The 19623-nt window shown below is 70.6% G+C and carries 13 protein-coding genes; 3 read left to right on the forward strand and 10 right to left on the reverse strand.

Annotation, left to right across the window (positions count from 1 at the left end):
* Positions 1-145: 145 nt before the first annotated feature.
* The 3 genes from BM140_RS07310 to BM140_RS07320 all read right to left on the reverse strand — a co-directional run bounded on the left by BM140_RS07310 (position 146) and on the right by BM140_RS07320 (position 3315).
* A complete protein-coding gene (locus BM140_RS07310; RefSeq protein ID WP_091943553.1) occupies positions 146-1396 on the reverse strand; it encodes a hypothetical protein in 1251 nt (416 codons plus the stop codon).
* Between the two features lie 202 nt (positions 1397-1598).
* Positions 1599-2012, reverse strand: coding sequence for a peptide-methionine (R)-S-oxide reductase MsrB (gene msrB / locus BM140_RS07315; RefSeq protein WP_091943554.1), 414 nt, complete (start codon positions 2010-2012; stop codon positions 1599-1601).
* Between the two features lie 97 nt (positions 2013-2109).
* The gene (locus BM140_RS07320) at positions 2110-3315 is read right to left on the reverse strand and encodes a YihY/virulence factor BrkB family protein (protein WP_207549440.1); all 1206 of its coding nucleotides are present in this window, start codon (positions 3313-3315) and stop codon (positions 2110-2112) included.
* A 144-nt stretch (positions 3316-3459) separates the two neighbouring features.
* Here BM140_RS07320 and BM140_RS07325 point away from each other — a divergent pair, with 144 nt between their 5' ends.
* Complete coding sequence (locus BM140_RS07325) at positions 3460-4155, forward strand: SDR family oxidoreductase (RefSeq protein ID WP_091943555.1); 696 nt, start codon at positions 3460-3462, stop codon at positions 4153-4155.
* A gap of 10 nt (positions 4156-4165) precedes the next feature.
* Here BM140_RS07325 and BM140_RS07330 read toward each other — a convergent pair whose 3' ends face one another.
* Positions 4166-4543 carry a hypothetical protein gene (locus BM140_RS07330; RefSeq protein ID WP_091943556.1) on the reverse strand — a complete coding sequence of 126 codons (378 nt, stop codon included), beginning with the start codon at positions 4541-4543 and terminating at the stop codon, positions 4166-4168.
* Between the two features lie 260 nt (positions 4544-4803).
* On the opposite strand from BM140_RS07330, the gene BM140_RS07335 reads away from it, so the two are divergent.
* Positions 4804-5670, forward strand: coding sequence for a C40 family peptidase (locus tag BM140_RS07335; RefSeq protein WP_091943557.1), 867 nt, complete (start codon positions 4804-4806; stop codon positions 5668-5670).
* A gap of 24 nt (positions 5671-5694) precedes the next feature.
* Here BM140_RS07335 and BM140_RS07340 read toward each other — a convergent pair whose 3' ends face one another.
* The 4 genes from BM140_RS07340 to ptsP form a co-directional block, all read right to left on the reverse strand.
* Positions 5695-7191, reverse strand: a complete 1497-nt coding sequence (locus BM140_RS07340; RefSeq protein WP_207549441.1) for a carbohydrate porin — start codon at positions 7189-7191, stop codon at positions 5695-5697.
* 211 nt (positions 7192-7402) lie between these two features.
* Positions 7403-9133, reverse strand: a complete 1731-nt coding sequence (locus BM140_RS07345) for a fructose-specific PTS transporter subunit EIIC (protein WP_091943558.1) — start codon at positions 9131-9133, stop codon at positions 7403-7405.
* Positions 9134-9206: 73 nt separating this feature from the next.
* Entirely contained in the window at positions 9207-10151 is a 945-nt protein-coding gene (gene pfkB / locus BM140_RS07350) for a 1-phosphofructokinase (protein ID WP_091943559.1), read from the reverse strand.
* Positions 10152-10154: 3 nt separating this feature from the next.
* On the reverse strand, positions 10155-12716 hold the full coding sequence (gene ptsP / locus BM140_RS07355; RefSeq protein WP_091943561.1) for a phosphoenolpyruvate--protein phosphotransferase: 2562 nt from the start codon (positions 12714-12716) through the stop codon (positions 10155-10157).
* 179 nt (positions 12717-12895) lie between these two features.
* Here ptsP and BM140_RS07360 point away from each other — a divergent pair, with 179 nt between their 5' ends.
* A complete protein-coding gene (locus BM140_RS07360) occupies positions 12896-13879 on the forward strand; it encodes a LacI family DNA-binding transcriptional regulator (RefSeq protein ID WP_091943563.1) in 984 nt (327 codons plus the stop codon).
* Between the two features lie 208 nt (positions 13880-14087).
* Here BM140_RS07360 and BM140_RS07365 read toward each other — a convergent pair whose 3' ends face one another.
* Together BM140_RS07365 and BM140_RS07370 are read right to left on the reverse strand one after the other, a co-directional pair.
* The gene (locus BM140_RS07365; protein ID WP_091943565.1) at positions 14088-17252 is read right to left on the reverse strand and encodes an efflux RND transporter permease subunit; all 3165 of its coding nucleotides are present in this window, start codon (positions 17250-17252) and stop codon (positions 14088-14090) included.
* A 203-nt stretch (positions 17253-17455) separates the two neighbouring features.
* The gene (locus tag BM140_RS07370) at positions 17456-18730 is read right to left on the reverse strand and encodes an efflux RND transporter periplasmic adaptor subunit (RefSeq protein WP_091943567.1); all 1275 of its coding nucleotides are present in this window, start codon (positions 18728-18730) and stop codon (positions 17456-17458) included.
* Positions 18731-19623: the final 893 nt, after the last annotated feature.

A 19623-nucleotide genomic window follows, 5' to 3' on the forward strand; every position in this document is an offset into this window, starting at 1 on the left:
GCCAACGAAGCTTGAGCATTCCGGTTCCGCGCGGGGCGGGCTTGCCGCCCGATGCCGCCCGATGCCGCCCGCCGGTAACACGGCACGAAAAAGCCGGCCTCGCGGGACGAGGCCGGCTCCATCGATCCGTTCGGCGTGAACGGCTTCAGGTCTGCTGCGTGCGGCGGGGGCGGACCTGCCAGCGCTCGAACGCCTCGGTGACGCCCTCGTCCTTGCTCGGCTCCTGCGGATTGCGGATCGCCGCGCCGAGCGCCTTCGACAGGCTCTCGATCACGTCGTCGATCCGGGCATCCGGCGGCAGGCGCTCTTCGGCGGGCGGAGCGCCGGAGGCGGCCGGGGCGGGTTCCGGGGCCTTCGCCTCGACGGGCTTCGCCTCGACGGGCTTCGCCTCGACGGGCTTCGCCTCGACGGGCTTCGCCTCGGCGGGCTTCGGCTCTTCGGGCTTCGGCTCTTCGGGCTTCGGCTCTTCGGATTTGGGCGCCTCGGCCTTGGCAGGCTCCGGCAACGCGGCTGGCTTCTCGGGCTCAGCCGCCTTCTCGGGCTCAGCCGGCTTTTCGGGTTCAGCCGTTGTGGGCGGCTCGGGCTGCGGTGCCGGCTCGGGCGCCGCCGCCTTCGGGGCCTCCGCGGGCTCCTCGGCCTTCGGGGGCTCCGGTTGCGGCGCCGGCTCGTCCGGTCGAGGCTCTTCGGCCTTCGGCGGCTCGGCGGCCTCCTCCGGCTTCGGCGGTTCGATCGGGGCGAGCAACGCCTCCGGGGCCGCTTGCGGTTCGGGGGCCGCCGCCTCGGCGGGCTTGGCGTCCTCGGCCGGCTTCGGCGGGGTGTAGGGCTTGGCGGGGGGCGTGGGCGGCCAGGGCGGGATCGTGGAGCGGCTCGATCCGAACCGCGGCTCGATCAGATCCAGCACCGCCTCCAGGGCGGCGTTGGAGAGCGGCACCTCGCCGGCGGACGGCACGCCGGTCAGCGCGATCGCCTGGCCGTGATAGGCGGCGTCCGTGCTCACCTCGGCACCGAACCAGACCGGCGGCACGAAGGCCTTGGCGGCCTCGGCCTCCTCGAACACGAGGCTGACGAGATCGAGCCCGGCCGGGCGCACGTAGCGATCGACCAGCGCCTCGTTGCCGGCCAGCGACACCGCGGTGCGCTCGTAGATCGCCTTGCCGGCGCAGACGTCGAGCAGCGCGTCGCCGTGGGCGCGCGGCACCTCGGTGCGCTCCTCGGCGGTGGCGCCCTCGGCCCCGGTCACGAGGACGAGGAAGCAGTTGTTGCCTTGCAGCCGCACGAACGAGGTCCGGCCGGCCTGGGGCGCGAAATAGCCCTCGGTAATGCGGGCCCCGCCGCGCTCCTTGCGCAGCAGGCGGACCAGCGAGGGCGCCACGAGAAAGCGGCGAACGACACTCATACACTTCCCTCCGGAGCCGGCTCGCATCCGGCGCGGGCTCCGCTCCGCCGGGGCGGAGGGCGCCGACGGTCCCGAGCCTTCACCAAGTCTTGACCATGGCATTCTTGCGCCAGTGATGGCGCGCAAACCACCACACGGCAAGCCTTGAGGGCAAAAAGCCGTTGATTTCGTGAGGGTACGGCGAGGATTCGTGGAGCCGACTTCAGTCGGCGGGCTCGAAATCGAGGGAGACGCCGTTCATGCAGTAGCGCAGGCCCGTGGGCGCCGGGCCGTCCTCGAAGACATGGCCGAGATGGCCCTTGCAACGGGCGCAATGAACCTCGGTTCGGGTCATCCAGTGGCTGCGGTCGAGTGTCGTCTCCACCGCACCCTCCAGCGGCGCGAAGAAGCTCGGCCAGCCGCTGCCCGACTCGTACTTCGTGCCGCTCTCGAACAGCGGCGCGCCGCACCCGGCGCAGAAGAACGTGCCGGCCCGTTTCTCGGCGTTGAGACAGCTCGTGCCGGCCCGCTCGGTGCCGTGCTCGCGCAGGACGCGGTACTGTTCCGGGGTGAGGGCGGCGCGCCACTCCTCGTCGGTGCGGGTTTCGGGGGCGCTCAGCGCGTCGCTTCCGGCCATGACGGTCTCCGGGGTTCTTGTTCGTTCAAAGGTAGGCGCAGCCGAGAAGGCCCACGAGTGCGGCCCTGCGGCGCGGTCCCGGCTGGTATACCAGATATCAGGCCGCGGCGCCCACGGTATCGGCCATGCGGGCGCCGCGGCGGCCCAGCGGCTGCACCGGGCGCGTGGTCGAATCGCGGGCGGTCTGGTGCTCGATCTCGGCGTTGATCTCGCCGCCGACCAGCACGATGATCGCCGAGATCCACATCCAGGTCATGAAGCCGATCACGCCGCCGAGCGTGCCGTAGGTCTCGTTGTAATTGCCGAAATTGGCGACGTACCAGGAGAACAGCAGCGAGGCGATCAGCCAGAGCACGCCCGCCACGAGGCTGCCGGGGCCGACCCAGCGCCAGCGCGCCCGCTCGCGGCTCGGCCCGTAGCGGTAGAGCACGGCCAGCCCCCCGAGCAGCACCGCGAGCAGGGCTGGCCAGCGCGCCAGCGCGATCAGCCGTGCCCCGTCGCCTAGGCCGAGGAAGTTGAACACCACCGGCAGCACCACGATGGCGGTCAGCGCCAGGATGACGAAGAGCAAGGCGCCCGCCGTGAAGGTGAGCGAGCGGACGTTGAGCCAGAAGAAGTTGCGCTTCTCCTCCTCCTCGTAGACCACGTTGAGCGCATCGAACATCGCCTTCATGGCGGCGTTGGCACTCCACAGCGACAGCGTCAGGCTGGTGAAGAAGGTGACGCCCAGCGTGCCGCCGCCCTTGGCCGCGATGCGCTTCACCTGCTCGCCGATGATCTCGATGGCGCTCTCGGGCAGCACGCCGTGCAGCAGGGCGAGGTGGACGTTGATGGTGTTCACGTCGGCGATCAGGCCGTAGCAGGTCACCAGCGCGGCGATCGCCGGAAACAGCGACAGCAGCGAGAAGAAGGTGACGCCGGCGGCCACCGACATCACCCGGTCGCTCAGGAACTCCTGATAGACCCGCACCGCGATGTCCCACCAGCCCGGGGCCGGGATGTCCTTGGGGTGGTCGGCGTCGCGTCCGCGGTCTCCTTGCGTCGCCGCCACCCAGCGGGCGGCCCGGCCCTCGTGCGAATGGGCGCCGCCGTTGGAGCCGCCCTTGGATTTGGGCGCGTCGCGGCCGGCGTCGCGGGGCGCGTCGCCTTCGTCCTCGGCCGGGAGGGCCGTGGGCGCGCGGCGCGGCGCGGCGGCGAGCGCCACCAGCGCCAGCCCGGCGAAGACGGTCCAGAGGACGGGGGCGGCGGGGGACGGAGGGGTCTCCCCGGCCGGCCGGGGCGTGGGGCTGGGCGAGGCGGACATCGGCTGCGGCAATGTGGACGGCGTGAGTGACCCCGTTCAACGTCACTCAGGCTTGGCCGTTCCCGGTCCGCTCCCGGTCCGCTGGGAACCGAGGGCGGTCCCGGCGCGTCGGAGGGCCGGAACCTGAGGGAACGGGACGACACCATGGCGGATCAGGCGGCATCGGAGCGGCGCGCGCTCATCGTCGGAGCCTCGCGCGGGCTCGGGCTGGGGCTCGCCGAAACCTTTTCGGCGCACGGGTGGCAGGTCGTCGCGACGCAGCGTCGATCCACGCCCGATCTGGAGCGACTGACCGGCAAGGGCGTGCGCGTCGAGACCGCCGACATCGACGACGACGCCTCCGTCGCGGCCCTTCGCCAGCGGCTCGCGGGAGAAAAATTCGATCTCGTCTTCGTGGTGGCAGGCGTGGCGACCGAAGCGGACAAGCCACTGCACGCGGTCTCCCGCGCGGTGAGCGCGCAGGTCTACCTCACCAATGCGGTGAGCCCGATCCTGTTCGCGGAGGCTTTCGCCGACACGCTCGCTCCCGGCGGGACGCTGGCCTTCATGTCCTCGGTCCTCGGCAGCGTCGCGCTCAACGAGGATGGCGGCTGGGAGAATTACCGGGCCAGCAAGGCGGCGCTCAACACCAACGCCCGCAGCTTCGCCGTGCGCCACGCCGAGCGCGATTACGGCATCCTGCTCGTCCATCCGGGCTGGGTCCGCACCGACATGGGCGGCGCGGAGGCCGACCTCGACGTCGAGACCAGCGTGAACGGCATGGTCGCGGTGATCGAGGCCTTCGCGGGCCGCCGGGACGTGGCGTATCTCGATTACAAGGGCGAGACGCTGGCGTGGTAGCCGAATGGCCTCAGCGCCGCGGCTCCAGCGGGCGCCCGCGGCGCTCCACCACCACGGCCGGGCGGCTGCGGCGCTCGACGATGACGGCCCGGGGCGGGGCGCGGTTGGGGCTCACCGGCGCCAGAATGCGCTGCTCGATGCGCTCCGGCATCCGCGGCGGGCGCGACGCGGCGGCCTGGGCGGCGGCCTCCACGTGCGGACGCACCTCGTCGGAGGGCAGTCCGATCAGCCCGGCGGCGATCTCGACCTGCTGCTCGATGTCGTCGGCCAGGTCCTGCGCGGCGGCGACCGCCTCGGCCACCGTCGGCGGCTCGCGGCGCACCCGGATCGGCGGCAGGTCCTGGAAGCTCTTGGACGTCTTCTTCACGGCACGACTCGCGGTGTTCATGCGCCGATCTTAGGACGGTCCGCCCGGTTTGTGCATTGCATCAAGCTCGGGCGTGACGGACCGCCGGCCGCATGGCTGCCCGGCGGATGCTCCCGCTTGCGAGACATGCAGGATGCGCGCCGAGTATGGCGCGAAGCCAGCACATTCGTTGCGGCTGCGGCGGATCGGCCGATTCCGGTCAATATGCCGCATCGCAGCAAGCCAAGCTTGCGTTGGGCGAATGCCGAAATCCCGCCCGGATCGTGAGATCAACCGGAACGATGCCGCCCGAACTCGATCCCCGCCTCACCCCCGCCCGGCCCGACCTCGCCGACATCCGCCTGCGGGGACAAGTCGAGGCGGCGCGCTTCGTCGAGGGCCGGCGCGCCCGCATCGCCGTGCCCTCCGCCCCCCTACGCCGCCGGCCGGAGCCGCAGGCCGGGCTTGATACGGAAGTCGTGATGGGCGACGCCGTAACGGTCTACGACGTGAGCCAAAACTTCGCCTTCGCCCAGATCGCCCGCGACGGCTATGTCGGCTACCTGCCTGAAGCCGCCCTCGGTCCCGCCGACCCGGCCCCCACCCACCGGGTCGCGGCGCTCCGCACCTTCGTCTACCCCGCCCCCGATCTGAAGCGCCCGCATGTCGCGCATCTGAGTCTCGGCGCCGCCTTCGCGGTGGACGGGCGCGAGGGCGAGTATTGGCGGCTGGCCAATGGCGGCTACGTCTTCGCCGGCCACGCGGTGCCGCTGGATCACGCCGAGCCGGACGCGGTGGCGGTCGCCGAGCGGCTCGTCGGCACGCCCTATCTCTGGGGCGGGCGCACCAGTCTCGGGCTCGACTGCTCCGGCCTCGTCCAGATCAGCCTGGAATGCGCCGGGCTGACCTGCCCGCGCGACGCCGACCAGCAGGAGCGGGCGCTGGGCACCGCGCTCCCCCCCGGCCTCGACGGCTTGCGGCGCGGCGACCTCGTGTTCTGGAAGGGCCATGTCGGGATGATGCTCGACGCGACCCGTCTCATCCACGCCAACGGTCATCACATGGCGGTCGCGGTCGAGCCCCTGGCGGTGGCGGTCGAGCGCATCGCCGAGAAGAGTTTCGGGGCCGTCACCTCGATCCGGCGGTGGGCGGACGGGGCCGCCGCCTGACGGCCCCGGATCGCCGGGGACGGTTCACGGGCTCCCCGGCCCGCGGCCGAGACCGGCCAGCGTGAACAGATCGACCGAGAGCTTGGCGCCGACCACGAAGGCGTCGGGGATGTTCTTGGTGCGGAAGGGGAACCGGGTCTGGTCCGGGTTGACGATGTATTGGAGGTTGGGCGTCAGCCGGATCGCGGGCGAGACCTGAAGCCCATAGTTCAGCTCCATCATGATCTGGTGCTCGGGAATTTTCCGGTCGATGCCGAGCGAGGCTTGGGCCGCATAGATGTTCGACAGCGCCAGCGGCGAAAATTTTTGGGTGTTGATGACGAAGCCGACCGTGTCGTAGGGCCGCCCGGCGAAGGTGCCGGTCTGGAGCGCGCCGATCTCCAGGAAATAATCCTCGACCAGTCGTCCGCCGGTGCCGGTCATGGCGACGCCGAACAGCGTCAGGCCCTGGATCGCGGTCGGATCGGGGCGCCACACCATCTGGTCGAAGCGGGCGTAGACCCCGGATCGCCCGAACCGGGTGCGCGGATCGAGCCCGGTCAGCACCGCGCGCCCGCCCGCCACGTCCCGCACCGGGTCCGCGTAATCCGAGCGATCGACCCAGCCGCCGATGCCGTAATTGCGCGGCAGCGTGTCGTTGGCGAAGGTCGTGGAGTAGCCGAGTTCGAACGGTAGGATCGCGCCGGTCGCGCCCTTGGTCGAGAAGTCGAGACCGTTGTCGCCGGGCTGCTGATGCAGCGGGTTTACCTCGTAGGCGCCGACATGAAAGAACACCTTGTCGGTCAGCCACGCCTTGGCGTGCCCGCCCCAGCTCGCCACCGGCCAGAAGGTGAAGTTCGAGGTCTTGAACACGAAGGTCGGGTTGCCGCAGGCCGAGTTCGTCTGAAAATTGCAGTAGATCGGCGAATTGAGGAACGCGATGTTGGCGACCAAGCGCCCGACCTCGATGTCGAGGCGGTTGTCGAACAGCTTCTGCTGATAGGACAGCAGGGTCAGCCGGGTGGTCTGGCCGCCGCCGTAGATCTCCTGCACGCTGGTGTTGTTGCCGATCAGGTCCTGCGACAGGCTTCGGCCGTGGCGGTTGGTGACCGCGACATGGACCGAGCCGCCCGCGATCCCGGCGAGCCGGTTGAGATCGGCGTCGATGCCGAAGAACAGCTGGCCCGCATACGCCGTGCCCTGGCGGATGCCGCCGACGGGGTTGCCCGCCGCTTGGCCGGTGTAGTTCGCCAGAAACGTCAGGCCGTTGCCGAGATCGAACGTGCCCGGCGGCAGGGTCGGCGGCGTGGCGCTCTGGCCGAGCACGTCGGCGGCGGCCGCCGCGCTGCCGTCGTTGCCGAAGATTCTTCGCGACGGGGGCCGGCGGACGACGCGGCGGACCGCCGGGCGGCGGGCGGCCGGGGCGACGACGATGGCGGGCGGTGCGAGGCCGGGTTCGGGTGCTGCACCTTGCGCGTGCGCCTGCGTGCCGAGCGCCGCACCGAGGCCGAGCATGGCCCATACCGCTGTCACCCCCTTCATGTCGTCCCCCCGTGTCGATGATTTTTCAATTCAGCTCGTCCGAGCCTCCGATCTGCGCCGGAGCCGGAAGTTTACGGGGCGATGGACTTCGCGAAAGAAGTCTTCGCCGCGTTTTCAAATCTGTGTCGGTTTTACCGACGGGCGTAGCCCGGACGCCGCATCAGGGTTGTGCGGGCTGTTCCCCTCCCCACAAGGGGGAGGGGACAAACGCTCACGCCGCCCGCTTCTTCAGCAACCCGACCAGCAACCCCGTCACCACCGTCCCGGCCACCAGGGCGATCAGCGCGCCGGGCAGGTTCGTCACGGCGTTCGGGATCGGCAGGACGAACAGGCCGCCATGCGGCACCTTGAGGGTCACGCCGGAGGTCAGCGCGAGGGCGCCGGCCACCGCGGAGCCTGCCACCATGGAGGGGATCACCCGCAGCGGATCGGCCGCCGCGAAGGGGATCGCGCCCTCGGTGATGAAGGCGGCACCCAGCACGGCGGCCGCGCCGCCGGCCTCGCGCTCGGGTTTGGAGAAGCGGTTCGGAAACAGCCTTGTGGCGAGCGCGATGCCGAGCGGGGGCGTCATGCCGCCGAGCATCACCGCGGCCATCGGGGCATCGACGCCCGAGGAGAGCAGGGCCGCGGCGGAAGCGTAGGCCGCCTTGTTGATCGGCCCGCCCATATCGACCGCCATCATGCCGCCGAGCACGAGGCCGAGCACCAGCGCGCTCGCCCCCTGCATCCCCTTGAGCCACTCGGTGAGCGCGGCGAGCACGGCCGCCACCGGCACGCCGACCACGTAGACCATGAGGAGGCCGGTGATGGTGGTGGCCAGCAGCGGCAGGATCAGGACGGGCTTGAGCCCTTCGAGATTGCGGTGCAGGCGGATGTGCCGGTTCAGGAACGCAGTGATGGTGCCGGCGATGAAACCCGCCGCGATACCTCCCAAAAAACCGGCCTGGAGGTTGGCGGCGAGCATGCCGCCGATCATGCCCGGCGCGATGCCGGGGCGGTCGGCGATGGAATAGGCGATGTAGCCGGCGAGCGCCGGGACGATGAGGGCGAAGGCCGCCTTGGCGCCGATCTCACCCAGCGCGAAGCCGAGCGTGCCGGCATTCTCCGGCTTCATCGCGTCGATGCCCCCGAACGCGAAGGCGAGCGCGATGAGAAGGCCGCCCGCCACCACGAAGGGCAGCATGAACGACACGCCGGTCATCAGGTGCTTGTAGGCGCCGGCCTTTTTTTCCGCGGCGGCCGGGCGCGCCGGCCCCTCCGCCTTCGCGTCAGTCGTGCCGGCCGCCTGGAGCTGCGCCTCGGCGAGCGCGGTGGCGATCAGGCCCTTGCCGTCGCGGATCGCCGCCTTGGTGTTAGTGGCGTAGAGCCGTTTGCCGGCAAATCGCGCCCGGTCCACCCCGGTATCGGCCGCGATGATGACCACGTCGGCCGCCGCGATCTCCGCCGCCGTCAGGGCGTCGCGGGCGCCGACCGAGCCTTGGGTTTCGACGCGGATGTCGTGGCCGAGCGCCTGCGCCGAGGCTTGCAGGCCTTCCGCCGCCATGAAGGTGTGGGCGATGCCGGTGGGGCAGGAGGTGATCGCGACAATTCTTTTGGGACTGGCCGTCGCGCTCGCGGAAGCGGCGGCGGCCGGGGCGCTGGCGGTGCCGGCGAGCAGCCGGTCGAGCACGCCGTTCACGTCGGTGAGCACGTCGTCGATGGCGGCGCGTGCGCGGGTCAGGGTGCCGAACCGGCCCTCGCCGAGATCGCCCTCGCCGACGAGGAGCACGGCCTTGGCTTGCGCGATCGCGGCTTCGGGGATCGGGTTGCCGCCGCCCTTGCCGCGGATTTCCAGCGCCAGCGCCGCGTTGCGCCGCCCGGCCGCCTTGCGTAGGGCCTCGGCCGCGAGGACGGCGTGGGTCGAGAGGTCGCCGCCTCCCACCACCGCCAGGAGCTGTGCCATGGGTTCCTCCTGTGATTAGGTTCTTATTCGGGTCCCGCCGCATTTCCCTCCCCCGCAGAGGGGGGAGGGTTTCTTAGGTCAGCGATTCCACCCGGATGTCTTGGGCGATGGCTTCCACCGCCTCCCGCCCCGGCAGGTTCGCCCCCGTGCGGCTGAGCTTGCCCGCGGCGAAGGCCAGCGCCCGGCGGGCGAGGTCGGGGAGCGCCAGCCCGTCGTGCAGGCCGGCGACGAGGCCGGCGACCAGCGCGTCGCCCGCGCCGACGGTGCTCGCGATCTCGGTCGCGGGCGGCAGGGCCCGCAGCGCGCCGTCGGACGAGACGAACAGCGCCCCATCCTCGCCGAGCGAGACGCAGACCAGCGGGATGCCGGATGCCTGCAAGCGCCGGGCGGCGTCGAGCAGGGCGGCGGGGTCGGCGAGCGGCCGGCCGGCCCATTCCTCCAACTCGTGGCGGTTGGGCTTGATCGCGTGGGGCAGGGCGCCGGGGCCGGCGGTGAGCGCCGCGCTCAAAGCCGGGCCGGAGGCATCGAGCACCACGCGGGCGCCGCGGGCGCGCAGCTCCCCGGTCAGCCGGGCGTAGGTGTCGGGGGCAAGCGAGCGCGGCAGGCTGCCGGCGAGCACCACGAGGCTGCCGTCCTGGGCCAGCTCCGAGAGGACGGCGCGCACCGCCTCCAGCGTCGAGGGGCCGAATTCGAGGCCGGGCAGGTTGATGTCGGTGGTCTCGCCCGTGCCGGCATCCAAGAGCTTGAGGTTGGTGCGGGTCTCGCCCGGAATCCAGACGAAGCGGTCGTCGATGTTTTTGGCCGCGAGCACCTGTTCGAACGGCGCGGCGTTGTCCTGGCCGAGCACGCCGGTGGCGGCGACCGGCAGCCCCCAATCGGCGAGGCAGCAGGCGACGTTGACGCCCTTGCCGCCGGCATCCGACCAGACCGAGCGGGCGCGGTGGACCGATCCGGGCTTGAGCGCGTCGAGCGTGACGGTCTGGTCGATCGCCGGATTGAGGGTGAGGGTGGCGATCATCGCTCAGGCTCCGGGCGCGTTGGTGTCGAGGGCGCGGACGGCAGCCGCGTCCTCCTGCTCGCAGGCGCGGAGCGCCAGGGCCTTCAGCTCGGCCATGTCGGAGGCGCGTAAGCGGGCCTTCACGCCGGGCAGGTCGCGGGGCGTCATCGACAGCTCGTCGATGCCGAGGCCCGCGAGCAGGCAGGCCCCGAACGGATCGCCCGCGATGCCGCCGCAGACGCCGACGAAGCGGTTGTGGCGCGCGGCGCCCTCGCAGGTCATGTGGATGAGCCGCAGCACCGCCGGATGAAGCGAATCGGCCTCGGGGGCGAGGTCGGTGTTCTGGCGGTCGATGGCGAGCGCGTATTGCGTCAGGTCGTTGGTGCCGATCGAGAAGAAGTCGCAGTGGCGGGCCATCGCGTCGGCTTGGATCGCGGCGGCCGGCACCTCGATCATGATGCCCAGCGGCACCTCCGGGGCGCCGATCTCCTGGCGGATGCGCTCGCAGATCTCGCGCAGCTTCACGACCTCGGGGACCGAGGTGATCATCGGCATCATGATCGAGAGCGGGGCGTCCTTGCCCTTGGGGGCGTCGGCCGGAACATGGTCCTTGGCCGCGCGGTAGAGGGCGCGCAGCTGCGGCTCCATCAGGTCGGGCCGGCGCAGCAGCAGGCGGGCGCCGCGCACGCCGAGGAAAGGGTTTTCCTCCCGCGGCAGATGCAGGTGGGCCACCTGCTTGTCGCCGCCGATGTCCAGCGTCCGCACGATCAGCGGGCGCCCGCCGAGCGCCTTCAGCATCGCCGAATAGGTCGCGTATTGGTCGTCCTCGCTCGGCGTGTCGCCGCGCTCCAGGAACAGGAACTCGGTGCGCATCAGGCCGACGCCCTCGGCGCCCTGGTCGAGGGCGAGCGGCACCTGATCCGGGTTGTTGACGTTGCCGCCAACCGCGACGCGGTGGCCGTCGCGGGTCTGCGCCGGCTGCGCCCGCTCCCGCGCCTCGGCTTCCGCCTGCTCGCGCTGCTTGGCGCGCCAGGCTTCCGCCGAGGCGATGTCGGCCTCGCTTGGGCTCAGGTAGAGGCGGCCCGTGGTGCCGTCGAGGATCGCGCGGGTGTGGTTCTCGATGGCGAGCAGGCCGGGTCCGCCCGCGACCATGGCCGGGATGCCGAGGGTGCGGGCCAGGATCGCGGTGTGCGAGGTCGGCCCGCCCTGCGCCGTCGCGAGCCCGATGACGCGGGCGGGGTCGAGCCCGGCCGTGTCCGAAGGGGCGAGATCGGGGGCGATCAGGATGCAGGGCACGTCCGGCAGATCATGGCCGCTCTTCAGTGCCGGATCGATCTGCGCCAGCACCCGGCGGCCGACATCGCGCAGATCCGCGGCGCGGGCGGCGAGCACCGGGTTGCCGAGCGCCGAGAGCTGGCCCGCCATCCGCTCGACGGCGGCGTTCCAGGCAAACGCCACGCCGTGGCCCTCGACCATGAGCTGGCAGGCCAGTGTGATCAGGTCGGTGTCGGCGATGAGTTCGCCCTGCGCCTTGAAGATGCCGGCATCCGCCTTGCCCAGCCGCCGCTCGGTGTCGTCGGCCAGCGCCCGGAGCTGGTCGCCGGTGGTCGCGAGCGCCCGGTGCAGGCGGTCGGCGCCCGACGTCAGGGGCTCGGGCTCGTCCGGCACCACGATCTCGGCGGCGGCCAGCACGTGGACCGGGCCGATGGTGAGGCCGGGGCTCGCGCCGAGGCCGGCCATCACGCGCGGCTTGTCCGATGGGTTCCAGCCCGCCACCGGGCCTGCGGCCTTGGCCGCGGCTTCTGCTGCGCGCTGCGCCGCCGCCTTCTCGCCGGCGCTGAGGCCCGTCACCGCGGCGCAGATCTTGGCCAGCGCGCCGGCCTCGTCGTCGCCCTCGGCCGAGATCGTCACCTCGTCGCCGCAGCGCAGGCCCAGTTGCAGCAGCGCGATCAGGTTCTTGGCGTCCGCCACCGCATCGCCGTGGCGCACTTGGATGCGGGCCGGGCAGGTGCGGGCCGTCTCGACCCAGTGCGAGGCGGGCCGCGCGTGCAGGCCGGTCGGGTAATCCACCGTCCAGTCGAAGCGCTGGCGCAGGTCGGTCGCCGGGCCCGTGCTGGCGGGCGCCGCCGAATCCTCGGTGAGTGCGCGTGCGATCTCGGCCTCGCTCGCGGTCGAGCGCAGGCGCTCCAGCCGGTCCTCGTCCTGGATCAGGCGGGTGAGGCGGCGCAGCACGGTGATGTGGGTGTCGGACTGCGCCGCGATGGCGACGACGAGATGGGCCACTTGGCCGTCGTGCCACTCGATGCCGCCGGGCACCTGCAGCACGGCGAGCCCGCTCTCGCGCACCCAATGGCGGTCGTCGACCATGCCGTGCGGGATGACGACGCCGTGGCCGAGATAGGTGTTCGACACGTCTTCCCGCCGCAGCATGCTCGCGCCGTAGGCGGCGTCGATGCAGCCCGCCGCCGTCAGGAGCGAAGCCGCCTCGCGGATCGCCGCCTCCTTGCTCGCGGGCGCCGCGTTCAGGCGCACGAGCAGCCGCGGGCCGGTGCGGGGAGCGGAAAAGTTCGGCGTCGGCGCGAGCATGGCGTGCTCTCCTCCCTGGTGCGCCGACCGACTCGCTGGTCTCCGGCGTTGTTATGCCTATGAAAACGTTTTCACGGTTTCCGTCAAGCGTACCCGGCAAAAAAGTGCAGGCGCCGGCTTGCTGAGAATGTCGCCCCCTGCCACAAGGGTCGCATGCAGCTGAAAACGTTTCCTGCCCCATGAGTGTCGGCATCCGCGACGTGGCCCGCGCGGCGGGCGTCTCGACGGCCACCGTGTCGCGCGCGCTCGGGCGCGGGCCGGTGAGCGACGCGGTGCGCGAGCAGGTCGAGGCGGCGGTGCGCGCCACCGGCTACCGGCCGAACCTCTCGGCCCGGCGCCTGCGCTCCAAGGCGGCGCAGACGATCGGCCTGATCGTGGCCGATATCCGCAACCCGTTCTTCACCGCCGTCAGCCGCGCGGTGGAGGATGCGGCCTACGCGGCGGGCCTACGGGTGATCCTGTGCAACACCGACGAGGATCCGGCCCGCGAGGCGCTCTACCTGCGCCTGATGGAGGAGGAGCGCGTCACCGGCGTGATCTTCGCCCCCACCAAGGCGACCGCCGACGCGCTGACCCCCGACAGCCTCGGCTTCCCCACCGTGTTCATCGACCGCTCGGGCCTGCCCGGCGCGCATGACAGCGTCGTCCTCGACAACGTCGCCGCGGCGGGTGCCCTGGTCGATCACCTCGCGGGTCAGGGATTCGCTCGCATCGGCGGCCTGTTCGGCTCGACCAGCTCCACCGCCCGCGAGCGACAGGCCGGCTACGAAGCGGCGATGGCCCGCCACGGCCTCGCGCCGCTCGTGCGCGCGGTCGCCCCCAACGCCGCGGCGGCGGAGGGGGAGGCCGCCCGCTGGTTGGCCCAGGCGGACCGACCCGAGGCGCTGATCCTGTCGAACGGTCTGATCCTGATGGGCGCGGTGCGCGCCGCCCGCACGCTCGGGCTCACGATCCCCCGCGACTTGGCGCTTGCCGGCTTCGACAACGAGCCCTGGACCGATCTGGTCGAGCCCGGCCTCACCGTGATCGAGCAACCGGTCGCCGAGATCGGCGCTCAGGCGATGCGCCTGCTGTTCGACCGCATCGAGAGCCCGGACCAGCCGGTGCGCAAGGTGGTGTTGAGCGGGCGGGCGGTGTTGCGGGGCTCGACGCGGCGGGGGTGAGGGCTGCCGCTACGCCGCACCTTCGCCGGACTTGCGCATGAAGTCCGCCGTCATTTCGGGGCCGCGCAGCGGAACCCGGACCCGGATGGGCGCGCCGGAGGCGTGCAATCCACCCGTGATGCGAGGCTGAACGATACGTCGAGGCCAGTCATGGATTCCCGGTTTTCGCCTCTGGCGAGCCCCGGAATGACGGTGATGTGAGACAGCCTCAATGCGCCGAAGCCGGCGCAGGCGCCTGCGTCGGTGCGCCTTCTGCGGCCACCGGCCGCCCCGGCTGGCGCCGCGAAAAGGTCAGGATCAGCACCGGCAGCACCAAGAGGATCAGCAGCGGCGCGAGGCACATACCGCCGACGACCACCAGCGCCAGCGGCTTCTGCACCTGCGAGCCGACGCCTTGTGAGAACGCCGCGGGGAGAAGGCCGACGCCGGCGACCACGCAGGTCATCACCACCGGGCGCATCTGCGTGTAGCAGGTGCGCAGCATCGCCGGCACGCGCTCGACGCCGGCCGCGACGAGACCGTTGTAGTGGGTGAGCACGATGATGCCGTCCATCACCGCGATGCCCAAGAGCGCGATGAAGCCGATCGCCGCCGAGACCGAGAACGAGGTGCCGGTAATGGACAGCGCGACGATGCCGCCGGCCATGGCCATCGGGATCACGCTGAGGGCGAGCAGCGAGTCGATCACGGACGAGAAGTTCATGAACAGCAGGATCGCGATCAGCCCGACCGCCACCGGCACGGTGACCGAGAGGCGGGCGATGGCGCCCTTCATGTTGTTGAACTCGCCGACCAGCTCCAGCCGGTAGCCCTGGGGCAACTGCACCTCGTTGGCGACGCGGCGCTGCGCCTCTTCGATCGTACTGCCCAGATCACGGCCGCGGACGGAAAACTTCACCGGCAGGTAGCGCTCCTGGCCCTCGCGGTAGATGTAGGCCGGGCCGGAGACGAGCTGCACGCTCGCCACCGCGCTCAAGGGCAGCTGCACCGGCGGACCGCCGCCGGGATTCTGGCCGGCGATGCGCAGGTTGGCGATGGCCTCGATGCTCGTGCGGTATTGCGGCGCGAGGCGCACGACGATCGGATAATGGCGCTCGGAGCCCGGATCGTAGAGGTCGCCGGCCGAATCGCCGCCGATGGCGGTGCGGACCGTGGTGTTGATGTCGCCCGGCGTCAGGCCGTAGCGGGCGGCCCGGACGCGGTCCACGTCGATCTCGATGGTCGGCTGGCCGAGCGACTTGAACACCGCCAGATCCTCGACGCCGGGAATCGTCGAGAGCACCTTCTCGACCCGCTTGGCCGTCTCGGTGAGCTTCTGCAGGTCGGGCCCGAACAGCTTGAACGAGTTCTCGCCCTTGATGCCAGAGACCGCCTCGGCGACGTTGTCCTGAAGGTATTGCGACAGGTTGAACTCGACGCCGGGGAAGGCCGCCTGGAGCTTGTGCAGCATCTCCTCGGTGAGCTTGTCCTTGTCGATGCCGGGGCGCCACTGTTCCAGCGGCTTCATCGGCGCGAAGAACTCGGCGTTGAAGAAGCCCGCCGCATCGGTGCCGTCGTCGGGGCGACCGTGCTGGGAGACGACGCGCTCGACCTCCGGGATCTGGGCGATGATCTTGCGCATCTCGTTGACGTAGCCGTTGCTCTCGCGCAGCGAGATCGTCGCCGGCATGGTCGCGCGGACCCAGAGGTTGCCCTCCTCGAGCTTGGGCAGGAACTCGGAGCCGAGATTGCGGGCGGCCACGCCCACGCCGACCGCGATCAGCGCCACGACCGCCACCGTGACGAGCCGGGCGCCGAGCGCGGCGCGCACCGCCGGGCGGTAGAGCCGGTCGAGCACCCGCACGAGCAGCGTCTCGGTCTCCTTCACGTGGGCGGGCAGCAGGTAGGAGGCGAGCGCGGGCGTGACCGTGAAGGTGGCGATGAGGCCGCCCAGCAGCGCGTAGGCGTAGGTCGTCGCCATCGGCCCGAAGATGTGGCCCTCCACGCCGGTCAGCGTGAAGAGCGGCAGGAAGCCGGTGACGATGATCGCGGCGGCAAAGAAGATCGAGCGCGAGACGTCGCCGGCGGCCAGCGCGATGCGCCCGTCCTTCTCGCCGAGGTCGGGCGGCGGGTAGCCGGGGATGCCGTGCCCGGAGAGGCGCCGGAAGATCGCCTCGACCATGATGACGGTGCCGTCGACGATCAGGCCGAAATCGAGGGCGCCGACCGACAGGAGGTTGGCGGATTCGTCGCGCGCCACGAGGATGATGACGGCGAAGAACAGGGCGAACGGGATGGTGGCCACCACGATCAGGGCCGAGCGGAGGTTCCCGAGGAACAGCCACTGGATCGCCAGGATCAGCAGGATGCCGACCACCATGTTGTGCAGCACGGTGTGGGTGGTCACCGCGATCAGGTCGGCTCGGTCGTAGATGCGCTCGATCTTGACGCCCGGCGGCAGCAGGCCCGCGGCCTCGATCTCGGCGACTTCCGCCTTCACGGCCTCGATCGACGGGGTGCTCTTCTCGCCGCGGCGCATCAGGACGATGCCCTGGACGATGTCGTCCTCGTCGTTCATGCCGGCGATGCCGAGCCGCGGCTGGTGGCCGATGGTGACGGTGGCGACGTCCTTGACCAGCACCGGCGCGCCGCCGACCTGGGCCAGGACCGTGCCGTTGATGTCCTCGATGTCGCGGATCAGGCCGACGGCCCGCACCACCGCCGACTGGCCGCCGATGGCGACGCGGTTGCCGCCGACGTTGAGGTTGCTGTCGTTGAGGGTCTTCACGACGCCCGAGAGCGTGAGGCCGTAGGCCATCAGCCGGTCGAGATCGACCGACATCTCGATGGTCTTGGTCTTGCCGCCCCAGCCGATGGCGTCGATCACGCCCGGCACCGTGCGGAAGCGTTTTTTGAGGGTCCACTCCTGAAGGGTGCGCAGGTCCAGCACGGAATAGCCGGGCGGGGCGGTGAGCTTATACCGAAAAATTTCGCCGATCGGGCTCATCGGGGAGATGGTGGGCTTGGCGCCGGCCGGCAAGGGATCGAGCTGCTGCAGGCGGTTCAGCACCTGCTGCTCGGCCTGGAGGTAGTCGAACTCGAAGCCGAACTGGAGCTTCACGTCGGACAGGCCGTAGAGCGAGATCGTGCGGACCTGCTTGAGGTTGGGCATCCCCGAGGTGATCAGCTCGATCGGGATCGTGACGTAGCGTTCCATCTCCTCGGCGGAGAGGCCGTCGGTCTGGGTCACGACATCGACGAGCGGGGGCGTGGGGTCGGGATAGGCCTCGATGTTGAGGCTCTGGAAGGCGGCCACGCCCCCCACCACGAACAGCAGGAAGAACAGGACCACGAGGGGGCGCTGCCGGAGCGCCAGGGCGACGATGCCGTTCATGCCGTTGGTTTCCAAACCGCATGCCGCCGGGGCGGCATGCCGGGCGTTGCCCGGTTTGATTGTTTGCTTCGGTCGCCGGTGCCCGCTTCCGCGGGCTTGGGCTCCGGCGGCCTGGGCTCACGCCCGAGCCCGCTCGAGCGCGGCGCTCTTCGCGCCGTGGGGCCGCTCGCGCGGCCGCGGATCTTTCCGTCGTGTCCGGGCCCTCAGCCCGGATCGACCATCCCGTCGATGAACAGAGCGCCGCGGGCGATCACCCGCTCGCCGACCGAGAGCCCGTCGGTCACCTCGATGTCGTTGCCGTCGACGAGGCCGGTCTTGATCGCGCGGCTCTCGACCGCGTTGTCGGGCTTGAGCACCCAGACGCGGGCCTTGTCGCCCTCGAAGATCACCGAATGGCGCGGGATCGCGCGGGAGACGGTCTCGCGTTCGTTGATGATGTGGACGCTGGCATACATCTCGGGCTTCAAGAGGCCCTTGCTGTTGTCCACCTCGGCCCGCATGTAGATGCGCCGGCTGGTCGGATCGACCGAGGACGAAATGAAGTTGATCCGACTCTCGAAGGTCTGGTTCGGATAGGCCAGGACCTTGAAGCGGATGCGCTCGCCGAGATCGACCTTGGCCGCGTCGGTCTCGCGCAGCTGCGCGATGATCCAGACCTTCGACAGGTCGCCGATGATGTAAGATGGGTCCGAGCCGCCGGTGTTGACGTATTGGCCGGGGCCGATCTTGCGCGAGATGATGGTGCCGGAGAGCGGCGCGTTGATCGTCGTCTCGGGGTTGATCGCGCCCTTGGTCTGGAGCGCGGTCATGTCGTCGTCGCGAAGCCCCAGGATGCGCAGGCGGTTGCGCACCGCCTCCAGGCCGACTTCCGCGGTCTTGGCGTCGTTCTGCGCGGTGGCGAGGTCGTTCTGCGCGGTCTGGAGTTCGCGAAGGGTGGTGACGCGCGAATCGTAGAGGTCGTGCAGGCGCTTCTCGGTGTTGGTCGCGTAGGAAAGCTGCGAGCGCGCCTTGTTGAGCACGTTGAGGGCGGCCAGGTAGTCGTTCTGCGCCTGCACCATTTCGTTGGCCTGGAGCGAGAACAGCTTGTCGCCCTGGCGCACCCGCTCGCCGGAGCGGGCGAAGATGGTGATGACCCGCCCCGGATAGGGCGAGAAGACCGGGGTCGCCCGGTACTCGTCGACGCCGATCTTCCCTTCGGTGGCGATGTCCTCGAAGAACAGGCGCTGCTCGACCGGGGCGGTGGTGACCGTGGCGAGCTGGTTCGGGTTCAGCACGAAGCGCCCGCCGGCACCGGCCGCGGCGGTGACGGCGGCGGGGGCCGGCACCGCGGCGTCCACTTCCTTCGGCCGGCCGTACCAGATGGCGGCGCCCGCCCCCGCGCACAGCGCGACCGCGACGACGGCCTGAATCGGCCAAGCCATGCGCTTGGGCGTCAGGCTCTCGGGCGACAGGTGCTCTTCCTCGTGCGATCCGCTCATCGACCCATGATTCCCGGCTGGACCCATCACGGGTCGGCCCGTCGGCGCGGCCGATTCGCTCGGCCCTTTGGTTGTGCGCGACCGAAGCACGCGAATTGCGCCGTTACCGTGGCGACTTGACGGGCGCGTGACGGTCTGCGCGTGGGAGCCATGGGTCATGAATGCTCGCCGGTCTCGTCGGTCCCTTTGGGAGCGGTCCGCTCTCAAAATGGTTTTCGAATCAGGACGCGGACGAGCGGAGAAGAACGACGCAACACAAGCCCGAGGGTGTAGTCGCCGAGCGGCGGCCTGGCACCCCAAACGCGTAGGGGTGAGGCATCCCCGATGTGACCCGCGGCCTCGGCCTGACGAAGGGGCTGTGACTGCTTGCGCAACGTGAGCAACGAGCCCGTTGCGGCGTGAGGATCGAAGGCCCAGCGACGCAGGTGTGGACCTGCGAGGCGGATGCGGCCAGGATCATCGATCGGTAACGCTGCCATCATACCCCGCTGCCGCTCCCGGCCCATGCTCTGGAACTCAACTCCATCGAGACTGTTTGGCAGTGCGCCGTCGCTCACTTTCGGTTCACACCACGGATCCTAAGTTGGGCGTCCCTCAGTAGGGCTCGCTTGATAGGGAAAAGGAAACCATGAAGCGCTTGTCACTGCTTGCGATGCTTGCTGCCCTCGCCGGTTCCGGTGGGGCGGTCTCGGCCGCACATGCCATGCCGATCGGTCCGGCTGCTGTCAGCCAACTTACTGACGGAGCCAATATAGAGCGAGCGGGCGCATATGACGGTTGTGGCCCGGGCTTTCACCGCCACTATGGTTATGGTCGGTGCATGCCTAATGTGCGGACGATCTACGGCTATGGGCCGCGTCGCTACTATGGTGGTCCCTACGGGTATCCGCGTC

Origin of the sequence: Methylorubrum salsuginis, from assembly GCF_900114375.1 — a bacterium.
Lineage (GTDB): Bacteria > Pseudomonadota > Alphaproteobacteria > Rhizobiales > Beijerinckiaceae > Methylobacterium > Methylobacterium salsuginis.